This window comes from Aestuariivirga sp. (assembly GCF_037139295.1).
Classification (GTDB): domain Bacteria; phylum Pseudomonadota; class Alphaproteobacteria; order Rhizobiales; family Aestuariivirgaceae; genus Aestuariivirga.
This window is the reverse complement of sequence record NZ_JBAXGR010000048.1, coordinates 16,005-27,013: the sequence shown is the minus strand read 5'-3', so window position 1 is coordinate 27,013 and position 11,009 is coordinate 16,005. Positions and strand designations below refer to the sequence as shown.

Genomic DNA, 11,009 nt, shown 5'->3' with positions numbered 1-11,009 from the left:
GAACGGCTCCATGAGAAAATCTCATAGAGTATGTGAGGGATCGTCTTTTGACACAAGGGCATATCCGGGGAAGTTATCCCGCACATTTCAAACCCGGAGAAACGTCCTCATGAACCTCGCCCGTCCCGCGGTCGTCGATTATCGCAACAATGGCAAGAAGCCCAAGCCGACCTTCTCGGACGCCGAGATGAAGCGCCGCCAGGACGGCATCCGCGGCTGGATGAGACAAGCCAAGGTCGATGCCTGCCTGTTCACCAGCTACCACAATATCAACTACCTCTCCGACTTCCTCTACTGCTACTTCGGCCGCAAGTACGGCCTGGTCATCACGCCCAACAAGACCACCTCGGTGACGGCGGCCATCGACGGCGGCCAGCCCGCGCGCCGCACCTTCGGCGACAACGTGACCTACACCGACTGGTCGAAGGACAACTACTTCATCGCCGTGAAGGCGCTGATGAAGGGCGCCAAGCGCGTCGGCATCGAGTTCGACCATGTGAACCTCGACTTCCGCAAGCAGCTGGAAGACGCCTTCCCGGGCGTCGAGTTCGTCGACGTCGCCGCCCCCTCCATGCGGCTCCGCATGATCAAGAGCGCGGAAGAGATCAAGCACATCACCAAGATGACGCGCATCGCCGACATTGGCGGCGCGGCCTGCGTCGAGGCCATCGCCGCTGGTGTGCCCGAGCATGAAGTGGCGCTGCACTCCACCCAGGCCATGGTGCGTGAAATTGCCAAGATCTGGCCGCAGGGCGAGCTCCTCGACACCTGGACGTGGTTCCAGTCTGGCGTGAACACCGATGGTGCGCACAATCCCGTCACCTCAAGGAAGATCAAGAAGGGCGACATCCTCAGCCTCAACTGCTTCCCGATGGTGGCTGGCTACTACGTCGCCCTCGAGCGCACGCTGTTCGCGGAATCCGCCTCGAAGGAGCACACCCGCCTGTGGGAGATCAACTGCCACGTCCATGACGAGGGCAAGAAGCTGCTGGTTCCCGGCGCCAGGTGCTCCGACGTCGCCAAGGCGCTGAACGAGATCTACGCGAGCCATGATCTGCTCAAGTATCGCACCTTCGGCTATGGCCACTCCTTCGGCGTGCTGTGCCACTATTATGGCCGCGAGGGCGGCCTCGAGCTGCGCGAGGATTGCGACACCGTGCTGGAGCCCGGCATGGTCGTCTCGATGGAGCCGATGATCATGATCCCCGAAGGCCAGAAGGGTGCTGGCGGCTATCGCGAGCATGACATTCTGGTGATCACCGAGAAGGGCAACAAGAACATCACCGCCTTCCCCTATGGGCCTGAGCACCTGATCGTGAAGGCCGGCGGCGCCAAGAAGAAGGCAACTGCCAAGAAATCGCCCAAGAAGAAGCGCTGATTTCGCGCCAGACACGAACTGAACTCATGGGGCGCGGCGCAGGAGGGACTTGCATCCTCAGGCCCGCGCCCTATGATATTTTCTCAAGCAGACATAAAACACTTACAGGGTGAGGAAACAGGGGAATGGCCAAGGACCCGGCAAGCGATGCGATGGTTCGCTTCGTCAATGTGCAGAAGAGCTATGACGGCGAAACCCTCGTCGTGAAGAACCTCAACCTGGACATTGCCAAGGGCGAGTTCCTGACCATGCTCGGCCCCTCGGGTTCCGGCAAGACCACGACGCTGATGATGCTGGCGGGCTTCGAGCCCGCGACCCACGGCGAGATCTACCTGAAGGACCAGCCGATCAACAACGTGCCCCCGCACAAGCGCGGCATCGGCATGGTGTTCCAGAACTATGCGCTCTTCCCGCACATGTCGATCAACGAGAACCTGGCCTTCCCGCTGCAGGTGAGGAACGTGCCGAAGGGCGAGATCGAGGATCGCGTCGCCAAGGTTCTGAAGATGGTGGAGCTGCCGCAGATGGGCAACCGCCGCCCCGGCCAGCTTTCGGGCGGCCAGCAGCAGCGCATCGCGGTGGCCCGCGCGCTGGTGTTCGAGCCCGACCTCGTGCTGATGGACGAGCCGCTGGGTGCACTCGACAAGCAGCTGCGCGAGCAGATGCAATACGAGATCAAGCACATTCATGAGCGGCTGGGCGTCACCATGGTCTATGTGACGCATGACCAGTCGGAGGCGCTGACCATGTCGAACCGCATCGCGGTGTTCAACGACGGCATCGTGCAGCAGCTGTCGACACCTGCCGAACTCTATGAGCGTCCGGTCAATTCCTTCGTCGCCCAGTTCATCGGCGAGAACAACAAGCTGAAGGGCACCGTCGCCGAGATCGACTCCGACAACGTCGCTTCGGTGAAGCTGGAGACGGGTGAGCTGGTGAAGGCGCTGGCCATTGGCCCGCGCGAGAAGGGCGGCCGCACGTTGCTGTCGATCCGCCCCGAGCGTGTTGAGATCAACCCGAATGCCCAGACGGCGGACGTGATTCTTCCGGGCCGCATCGCCGAACTGATTTACCTCGGCGACCACATTCGTGCCCGCCTCGAAGTGGCGGGCGACGACAATTTCATCGTCAAGGTTCCCAACAAGGGCGCCTCCACCGACGTGGCCGAAGGCCGCGAGGTGAAGGTTGGCTGGAAGGCCGCTGACTGCCGCGCGCTGGACTATGCCGAGTTCCGGCACTGAGGTGAGGTGATGGCAGCCAGCAGCGGGTTTCGAAACGTCGCGTGCTGGCTCCTGGGCCTTGCTGTTTCCTTCTGCTTCCTGATGCCGCTGCCGGCGGGCCACGCCGACGACTACGAGGTCGACCTCGCCCTCGTGCTGGCGATCGACTGTTCGTTCAGCGTCGACAGCCATGAATTCGCCGTGCAGATGCGCGGCCTCGGACAGGCCTTCATGAACGACGCGGTGAAGAAGGCCATCGCGCAAGGCGTGCGCCAGCGCATCGCCGTGATCGCCGTGCAGTGGTCGGACGAGCGGAACCAGAAGATCGTGGTGCCGTGGACGATCGTCTCCGGCGGGGCGGATGCCGACGAACTGGGCCAGATCTTCATCAACACGCCGCGCCAGCTGACGGAGGGTGGCACCTCGCTGTCGACGGCGCTCACCTTCTCCGCGGCACTTTTCGCCTCCGGACCTTCCGCCGAACGGCTGGTGATCGACGTCTCGACCGACGGCCGCAACAACAGCGGGCCGCCCGTCGCCCAGGTGCGTGACCACGTGCTGGCAAAGGGCATCACCATCAACGGTCTCACCATTCTCAACGAGTGGCCGACGCTCAACACCTATATCGAAAGCAATGTGGCGGGCGGGCCGGGGCATTTCGTCATTCCCGCCAACGACTATGACGCCTATGGAGAAGCCATCCTGCGAAAGCTCGTGCGCGAGATCACCGGGCCCGGCATTACCTGATTTTCCCCTGAAAGAGTGCTTCATGACCAGCTTCGCCCTGAGCTTCGTTCCTGAAATCCGCTTTGGTGCAGGTCGCCTTGCCGACATCGTGCCGCAGGTCGAGGCGCGGGCGGGGCGCGGTGCAACCGTGCTGCTCGTTGCCGATCCCGCTTTGAAGGCGCTTGGCATCACCGGGCTGGCGGTGGACCTGCTCGCGAAGGCCGGATGCGAGGCGCATGTCTATGACGGCTTCATGGGCGAGCCGACGGCGAAGGATATTGATGCCGCAACCGAACTGGCGCGCAAGCATGGCGCCAAGGCGGTGATCGGCCTCGGCGGCGGCTCGGCGCTGGACACGGCGAAGCTCGTCGCCTGCTGCGCGGTATCAGGCCTCGCGGCTTCGGCCTACGCACTCTGCGCCACGCCTTTGCCGAAGAACCGTTTGCCGATCATCGCCGTGCCGACCACGGCCGGGACGGGCTCCGAGGTGACGCGCGTCTCCGTCTATGCCGGTGCCGACAAGGTGAAGGTCTGGGCCTGGGGCGAGGAGCTGAAGCCGGATGTGGCGATCCTCGACCCTGAACTCACCGTCGGCGTGCCGCCCTCCGTGACGGCGGGCACCGGGCTCGATGCGCTGGTGCATGCGGTCGAGGCCGCCACCAACAAGCAGGCCAATGCGGGGAACGACCTCTACTGCCTCAAGGCCATCAGCCTGATTGCCGCCAACCTCGAGCGCGCCGTGACGCACCCCAACGACATTGCGGCGCGCGGCGCCATGCTGCTTGCCTCCTGCTATGGCGGAATCGGCATCGACAATTGCGGAACGGCAATGGCCCACAACATTTCGCATGCGGTGGCGAACCTCGCGCCGATCCCGCATGGCCGGGCCACGGGGCTCGCCATGCTGGCCACCATCGGCTGGGTGGCGGAGGGCAATCGCGCTGGCTTTGGCCGGGTTGCCGAGGCGATGGGTGCATCCGATGCGGTTTCCGCCTATGAGCGGCTGGTGCGCGCCAGCGGCATTGCGGTTGCCCCCGGGCTCACCGGCGTGACGCCCGAGGCCCTGGCAAAGCACATGGCCGCTCCGGCCAATGCGCCCATGCGCAAGTCGACCCTGCGCTACCCGAAGGACGATGACCTGCTGCTGCTTGCCGAGCGCTTCCTCACGCTTGCCTGATGCAAGTTGGCTTGCCGTTGCGGTGTGATAGAGATGGTCGAATGAATCAGGATCTCTATGACAATGCGCGCCGGTTCATCGGCGCCGTCACGCGCGGGCTCTCGGCGCGGCAGGGTGAGGGCGTTGCAGAGGTGCTGACACGGCTTTCCGAGCAGGATATCGGCGAGGCGGCGTTCCAGGAGCCCGTGCCGAAGGGCCTTCCGGTGCTGACCTACCTGCCGCAGTGCATCGGCGAGGCGCTGCTGCTCGACCCGGACCTCGCCGCTGCAATCGCCGCGGTGGAGGATAGCCTGCAGTGGCAGCAGTCCGCGAGCTACACTGATCACATCCTCGGCGCTGGCTTTTCGGCCAATTACGGCTGGGCGGAAATCATCGGGCCCCATGGCTTCTTTGCCGGGTCCGATTTCCTGCTGGGCCTGCTCATGCTCGGGCCTGATCGCCACTATCCCGATCATTATCATCCGGCACCGGAACTCTACTGGCCACTGACCTCCGGCAGTTTCTGGAGCCGTGACGGAAAGCCCTTCGAGATGAAACCACAGGGTGCCACGATCTGGCACCCGCCGATGGCGCTTCATGCCACCATCACCAACGACATGCCGCTTCTGGCCGTATGGTGCTGGACCAGTGCCACGGCCACGCCCGCCAAGCTGAAGTGGGCCTGACAGCGATGCTGCGCTTCGCCCTGCTGTTCGCCGTGCTCGCCTATCTGGCAATCATGGGCTTCATGTATGTCCAGCAGCGGAACTTCCAGTATTTTCCGGCCCGTTCCGGCACGCCGCCGCAGGAACTGGGCCTCACAGGTGTCACCGAAGACCGCGTGAAGACGCCGGACGGCGAGACCATCGTGCTGTGGTATTCGCCTGCCCAGCCGGGCAAGCCCACGGTGCTGTTTTTCCACGGCAATGGCGGCGAGATCTCGGGCCGGCACGAGCGCTTCGCCTATCTTCAGTCACAGGGCCTCGGCGCGATGTTCGTCTCCTATCGCGGTTATGGCGCGAGCACGGGTACGATCTCGGAACCGGGCCTCATCATCGATGCAGTCACCGCCTATGACGTGCTGCGGGCCAAGGGTGTGGCGGCGGGTCAGATCATGCTGCTGGGTGAATCGCTCGGCACCGGTGTCGCGATCCAGCTTGCAGCCCAGAAACCAGTCGCGGCTGTTGCGCTGGAAGCGCCCTACACCGCGATGGTGGACATCGCTGCGGACGTTTACTGGTGGCTGCCGGTGCGCCTTCTGATGAAGGACCAGTTCCGCTCGCGCGATCACATTGCCGAGGTGAAGGCGCCGCTGCTCATCCAGCATGGCGATGCCGACCGTGTTGTTCCCTTCGCGCAAGGGCGCGCCCTGTTCGCGATGGCGAATGAACCAAAGCAGATGGTCGTCATCCCCGGCGGTACCCATGACATCATCAGCGATCGCGACGTATGGGCACGGGAAGTGGCCTTTTTCCTGGCGAATGCGAAAGCTCAGTAGCGTAAGCCTTTCCCGCATGTTACATCCATAGAGTGTAACATTTGCCAGATGTGGCAGTTATGGATGATTTCCTCTTTCTCGAGTTGGAGACTGACGCGCAGGCCATTGCCGATTTCGTGGCGCGTGAAAATGCCCGCACCGAGGCTTGTTTCAGTGGCGCGGCGCGCGCTGCCGATGAGGAGGCACTGCGCAGCATCCTCGAAGCGCCCGATGACATTCCAGGCCTCGCACGGCGGGGAAACTTCATCTACACGTTCCGCCAGACGGCGGAGCACCCCCGCGGGCGCTGGCTTCGCGTACCAGACAACGCACCCATCACACCCGATGCGCCTTGGGAGACGGTTTTCGACCTCGATGCGTTTTGCACCGAGACCGGAAGGCTGTGGGATTGGCGCGGCTCGCAAACCAATCCGTTCAACGCTTCACAGGTACTCATCCAGCTGTCCGAGGATGGCTCCGACATGATGCGCAGCATGGAGTTTGATCTGGAAGGATGCAGCTTCGTGCGCGGCGGCTTCGACTTTGGGCCGGACCGGAGTTCTGCGCACTGGGAGGGACCGGACAGCCTGCTGCTCGCATCAGCCGCGCCGGGCGATGCGACACGGTCCGGTTGGCCAGGGGCGCTCCGGCGGCTCGAGCGCGGCCGCGAGCGGGAGGATGCAGCGCAGCTCGTGCGCACCGACGGTGAAAACCTGGAGTTGACAGGCTGGGTCAGCCGGCTCGGCGGGCAGGAGGTATTTACGATTCACCAAGAGGAGACAGCCATTGGCAAGGCGCGCGTCACGCTGCTGCGGGCCGATCATGCGCCCGTGGTGCTGCCCAATCCTCCAGACACGATCCCAAGGTTCAATCATGCCTTTTGCGCCTGGGTGGCGAGCGAGGAGGGCGCGCATCCGTCCGGCTCGCTGGTGATCTGCCGCCATGATGGCAGCGACGAGCGGATCCTCTTCACGCCCCGCGCCGGTGACGCCGTGAGGACGGCGGACCTGTTTTTTGCTGGCGACTGGCTGGTGTGGACTGAAATGCGCGGCCTCGCGCCCCACATTATGGCGCTCGATATGCGACGGGCGGATTCTTCGCCGCAGGAAATCATTCCACCTGTTGTCGCAGAGACGATCTGGGTCCTTCCCTTCGATACCCAACCGGACCTCAGCGATGGCACGCTGGTGCTCACCGCCATGGGCTATCTTGCTGCTGTGCAATGCTGGCTGTTCGACCTGTCAAAGGGTGTCGAAGGCATCACCTTCCGCCCGCTTCTCGCCAGTCCCGCGCATTTCGATGCGTCGGGGTGCCAGGTCGCCTCTTGGTCGGCGCGGAGCGACGACGGTGTGGAGATCCCGTATCACGTCGTGCTGCCGAAGGGGCACGCGGGACGGGGCGATCTTCCGGTGCTGCTCTATGGCTATGGCGGCTTCGGCATCAGCATCGACCCCGGCTACCGCGCACTCATTGGAAAGGGCTGGATTGAACGGGGTGGAGCCTATGTCGAAGCGCATATCCGCGGCGGCGGCGAATTCGTGCCTGGCTGGCATGAACAGGCGAAGGGTGCAGGCCGTCACCTCTGCTACGCCGACTTCGCCGCCGTCGCAGCAGACATCGTCGCCCGCGGCATCTCCACGCCCGACCGCGTCGCCTGCCATGGCAGCTCGAACGGAGGGTTGCTCTGCGGCGTGATGCTGACGCGCTATCCCGAACGCTTTGGCGCGGTTTGGGCGAACGTCGGCGTTCATGACATGCTGAACTTCACCCGCTTTCCCGCCGGCCGCGCATGGATCGACGAATATGGCGATCCGGATGACCCTGAAGCACGCCACTGGTTGCGGGCCTATTCTCCCATCCACAACATCCCGGACAGGCCCCTGCCGGCGGCGCTTATCGACACCCATCACCGTGACGACCGCGTGGACCCATCGCATTCGCGCCGCTTCGCCGCCGCACTGCTGGCAGCCGGGCATAAGCTCTTCTTCATGGAGCACCGCGGCGGCCATGGCGGAGGCGGGGCGAGTTTTGAGACGGCGCGCGAGATGGCGCTAGGCTTCGCCTTCCTGCGCCACGCTTTGAAACTGGATCAGTAACCTGGCGGCGGAACAAAGCCGCCGAATTCCGTCTCCAGCAATTCGGCGAAGCGGATCGAGATATAGTCACCATATTGCCGGGTGATGATCTGCACGCCGGCAGGCAGGCCTTGCGGCGTGAGGCCCATCGGGGCAATCGTCGAGGGCAGCAGGAAGCAGCCGGAATAGCCCGCCCAGAACAGCTGGTCTGTCGTGGCCACGCGCTTGCCATTCACCGAGATCTTGCGTTCGTGGCGCTCGCCAACATGATCATGCGGGAAGGCGGCCGACGCTGCGGCGGGGCAGATCATCACGTCCCAGTCGTCGAAGAACTGCTCCCACAGCAGCCGCATCTGGTGGCGGCGTTCGTTGTATTTCAGCCAGTCGCGGTGCGGCAGGACGTAGGCGCGCAGCATCTTGGTGAGGTAGCTGTCGTCCTTCGGGTCCGATGCGGCAACCTTGGCGGAATTGGCGGCGAACTCCTTGTCGGACTGGCGGCGGCTGGTGGCTGAGCGCAGCAGCGCGATATAGACGTCCATCGCCTCCTTCGTGGTGAAGGCGGGGCGCGCCGTGGTGGACAGCTTCCTCACCCGCTTGCCGAGGAACTGGGTGAGCTTGCCCAGAAGGTCCTGCACGGTGAGGTCCACTTCCGACTGTTCGTCGGTGAACATCACCGCGACGCGGAATTCTTTCAGCGTCTTCTGCTTTGCTGGTGGCAACGTGAGAGCATAGCCGCGCGCCTCGGGTCCGACGGGGCCTGAGATGATCTTCATCATGCTTGCGAGATCGCGTGCCGAGCGGGCGAGCGGTCCTGCCACGGTGATGTCGCCCGGCTGGACGACGCCCGGCAGCAGGTGGCCTTGGTAGGGCACCACGCCCCAGGTGGGTTTGTGGCCATAGACGCCGCAGTAATGCGCGGGGTTGCGGATCGAGGCGCCGATGTCGGAGCCGATCTCCAGCGCCGACATGCCGGTGGCGAGCGCCACCGCGGAGCCGCCGGACGAGCCGCCGGGCGAACGGTTCAAGTCCCATGGGTTGTTGGTGGCGCCGTAGATGGCGTTGTAGCTCTGCCAGTCCGCCAGCATCAAGGGCACGTTTGTCTTGCCATAGACGACGGCGCCCGCATCCTCGAGCCGCTGCATGGCCACCGCATCGGTCGCGGCAATGTTGTCCTTGAATCGCGGGTCGCCCCAGGTGGAGGGGAGGCCTGCCATGTCGAAGCTTTCCTTGGCGGTCATCGGCACGCCGTCGAAGGGGCCTTTTGGCTTGCCGGCCCTCAGCCGCCGGTCCGCCGCGGCCGCTGCCTTCTTGGCCCGGGGAATGTCCGTCACCACCACGGCGTTCAGCGCCTTGTTGTGGGCCTTGTATTGGCCGAGGCAGTCCTCCAGCAGGGCGGAGGCAGTCACCTTCCGCGCCCGCAGCAGGCGCGCGAGTTCGGTGGCGGAGCGGAAGTGCAAGGGAAGGGCCATGGAAAACTCCTGTCTCCACGCCAGCCTAACTCCGCATGCCAGAACTGCAATCGCCTAAGCTGACGGGCAGGTCTGCACGGTATAGAGAGCGGGGATGGACCGCCGCGCCCTCATCATCGGTTATCTGCTCGTTGCTGCGGGCTCGGCGCTGTTTGCCTCCAAGGCCATCTTCATCAAGCTCGCCTACATGGAGCGCTACGACGCGCTGCTCATCCTCGCCTGGCGCATGGTTTTCGCGCTGCCGGTGTTCGTTGTTGTGGGGGCAATCGCAATCGCCCGGCGCAAGACGGAGGGAAAGCCCATGCCGCGCCGGGGTGCCGTTCTGGGGGCCATTGGGATCGGCCTCATCGGCTATTACCTCGCCATGATCCTCGATTTCGGCGGGCTGCTCTATGTGAGCGCCCAGCTGGAGCGGCTGGCGCTGTTCACCTATCCGATCTTCCTCATCTTCATCGGCGCCGCCTTCTTCGGCATGCGGCTGACGCGAACCAGTCTCATTGCCGCCTTCATCTCCTACCTCGGGCTCGCCACCGTCTTCCTCACCGATTTTTCGGCGGGCGGCTCGAACGTCACGCTTGGCACGGCGCTTGTGCTCGGCTCGGCAGTTGCCTTCGCCATCTACCAGCTGATGGCCAAGCGCTATATCAGCGAGATGGGGGCGACGCTGTTCACTTCGGTCGCATTGTCGGCGGCGGCGGTGACGACGCTCCTTCATGTCTTCATCGTGCGCGGCCATCTCGATACGTCGATGTCCTGGCACTACTTCATGCTGGCGGCGGGAACGGGGCTGCTGGCCACGGTCATCCCGTCCTTCTTCGTCAATGCCGGCATGGCGAAGATTGGCAACACCTCGACGGCGATGATCTCCAACATATCGCCGCTGCTCACCATCTATTTCGCCGTGGTGCTGCTGGGCGAAGCCTTCACCTGGTCACATGCCTTGGGCACGGCACTGGTGGTGGGCGGCGTGGGCTATCACACCTGGCGCGAGATCAGGAAGCCGTCCTCGTCAAGCACACCCTGACGACCGTCATTCCGGCGAAAGCCGGAACCCAGCTTTCTTTCGGAGTGTGCCGCCTGGAAAGCTGGGCCCCAGCTTTCGCTGGGGTCACAGCAACTTGGAGATGAGCAATGATGGCTTCAATCGACGTCCAACTGGGAAACTTAAATCTGGGATAAATCGGTCATGTCCTTGCTCGTGAATCCATCTCATCCCGGTGAAGTTCTGGAGGAGCTCTACCTCGTGCCTCTGGGCCTGAGTGCCATCGCGCTCGCCAAGCGCATCCACGTGCCGCGCACCCGGATCGAGCGCCTCGTCAAGGGCGATACGGCCCTCTCCGCGGACACAGCCATGCGCCTCGCCAAGCTGTTCGGAACGACACCGGAATACTGGATGAACCTGCAGCGCGCTTGGGATCTCGCACGCGCGCGGGAAACGATCGACGTTTCCGACATCAAGCCGCTCGCTGCGGCCTGAAAAGAAAAGGCCGGGCACTGAGGCCCGGCCA

10 protein-coding genes are annotated in these 11,009 nt (G+C 63.8%); 9 read left to right on the top strand and 1 reads right to left on the bottom strand.

Annotated elements, in window-relative coordinates; all coding sequences use genetic code 11:
• Positions 1-109 precede the first annotated feature (109 nt).
• The 7 genes from WCJ41_RS13030 (at position 110) to WCJ41_RS13000 (ending at position 8,053) form a co-directional block, all read left to right on the top strand.
• Positions 110-1,378, top strand: coding sequence for an aminopeptidase P family protein (locus tag WCJ41_RS13030; protein WP_336906261.1), 1,269 nt, complete (start codon positions 110-112; stop codon positions 1,376-1,378).
• A gap of 125 nt (positions 1,379-1,503) precedes the next feature.
• Positions 1,504-2,619, top strand: coding sequence for an ABC transporter ATP-binding protein (locus tag WCJ41_RS13025; RefSeq protein ID WP_336906260.1), 1,116 nt, complete (start codon positions 1,504-1,506; stop codon positions 2,617-2,619).
• A gap of 9 nt (positions 2,620-2,628) precedes the next feature.
• Positions 2,629-3,345, top strand: coding sequence for a DUF1194 domain-containing protein (locus WCJ41_RS13020; RefSeq protein ID WP_336906259.1), 717 nt, complete (start codon positions 2,629-2,631; stop codon positions 3,343-3,345).
• 22 nt (positions 3,346-3,367) lie between these two features.
• Positions 3,368-4,501, top strand: coding sequence for an iron-containing alcohol dehydrogenase (locus WCJ41_RS13015; RefSeq protein ID WP_336906258.1), 1,134 nt, complete (start codon positions 3,368-3,370; stop codon positions 4,499-4,501).
• 41 nt (positions 4,502-4,542) lie between these two features.
• Positions 4,543-5,166, top strand: coding sequence for a dimethylsulfonioproprionate lyase family protein (locus WCJ41_RS13010; RefSeq protein ID WP_336906257.1), 624 nt, complete (start codon positions 4,543-4,545; stop codon positions 5,164-5,166).
• A 5-nt stretch (positions 5,167-5,171) separates the two neighbouring features.
• Positions 5,172-5,978 (top strand): alpha/beta fold hydrolase, encoded by an 807-nt coding sequence (locus WCJ41_RS13005; RefSeq protein ID WP_336906256.1) that lies wholly within the window; start codon positions 5,172-5,174, stop codon positions 5,976-5,978.
• 59 nt (positions 5,979-6,037) lie between these two features.
• Positions 6,038-8,053: a prolyl oligopeptidase family serine peptidase gene (locus WCJ41_RS13000; protein ID WP_336906255.1), complete on the top strand. Its 2,016-nt coding sequence runs from the start codon at positions 6,038-6,040 to the stop codon at positions 8,051-8,053.
• Here WCJ41_RS13000 and WCJ41_RS12995 read toward each other — a convergent pair.
• Positions 8,047-9,501: an amidase gene (locus WCJ41_RS12995; protein ID WP_336906254.1), complete on the bottom strand. Its 1,455-nt coding sequence runs from the start codon at positions 9,499-9,501 to the stop codon at positions 8,047-8,049. The two genes, WCJ41_RS13000 and WCJ41_RS12995, sit on opposite strands and share 7 nt — an antisense overlap.
• A 94-nt stretch (positions 9,502-9,595) precedes the next feature.
• On the opposite strand from WCJ41_RS12995, the gene WCJ41_RS12990 reads away from it, so the two are divergent.
• Together WCJ41_RS12990 and WCJ41_RS12985 are read left to right on the top strand one after the other, a co-directional pair.
• Positions 9,596-10,525: a DMT family transporter gene (locus WCJ41_RS12990; protein ID WP_336906253.1), complete on the top strand. Its 930-nt coding sequence runs from the start codon at positions 9,596-9,598 to the stop codon at positions 10,523-10,525.
• A gap of 162 nt (positions 10,526-10,687) precedes the next feature.
• A complete protein-coding gene (locus tag WCJ41_RS12985) occupies positions 10,688-10,978 on the top strand; it encodes a HigA family addiction module antitoxin (protein WP_336906252.1) in 291 nt (96 codons plus the stop codon).
• Positions 10,979-11,009: the final 31 nt, after the last annotated feature.

Coding starts and splice junctions, on each gene's coding strand:
- WCJ41_RS13025 (WP_336906260.1), top strand. CDS start 1,504: ATGGCCAAGGACCCGGCAAGCGATGCGATGGTTCGCTTCGTCAATGTG.
- WCJ41_RS13000 (WP_336906255.1), top strand. CDS start 6,038: ATGGATGATTTCCTCTTTCTCGAGTTGGAGACTGACGCGCAGGCCATT.
- WCJ41_RS13010 (WP_336906257.1), top strand. CDS start 4,543: ATGAATCAGGATCTCTATGACAATGCGCGCCGGTTCATCGGCGCCGTC.
- WCJ41_RS13030 (WP_336906261.1), top strand. CDS start 110: ATGAACCTCGCCCGTCCCGCGGTCGTCGATTATCGCAACAATGGCAAG.
- WCJ41_RS12990 (WP_336906253.1), top strand. CDS start 9,596: ATGGACCGCCGCGCCCTCATCATCGGTTATCTGCTCGTTGCTGCGGGC.
- WCJ41_RS13020 (WP_336906259.1), top strand. CDS start 2,629: ATGGCAGCCAGCAGCGGGTTTCGAAACGTCGCGTGCTGGCTCCTGGGC.
- WCJ41_RS13005 (WP_336906256.1), top strand. CDS start 5,172: ATGCTGCGCTTCGCCCTGCTGTTCGCCGTGCTCGCCTATCTGGCAATC.
- WCJ41_RS12995 (WP_336906254.1), bottom strand. CDS start 9,501: ATGGCCCTTCCCTTGCACTTCCGCTCCGCCACCGAACTCGCGCGCCTG.
- WCJ41_RS12985 (WP_336906252.1), top strand. CDS start 10,688: ATGTCCTTGCTCGTGAATCCATCTCATCCCGGTGAAGTTCTGGAGGAG.
- WCJ41_RS13015 (WP_336906258.1), top strand. CDS start 3,368: ATGACCAGCTTCGCCCTGAGCTTCGTTCCTGAAATCCGCTTTGGTGCA.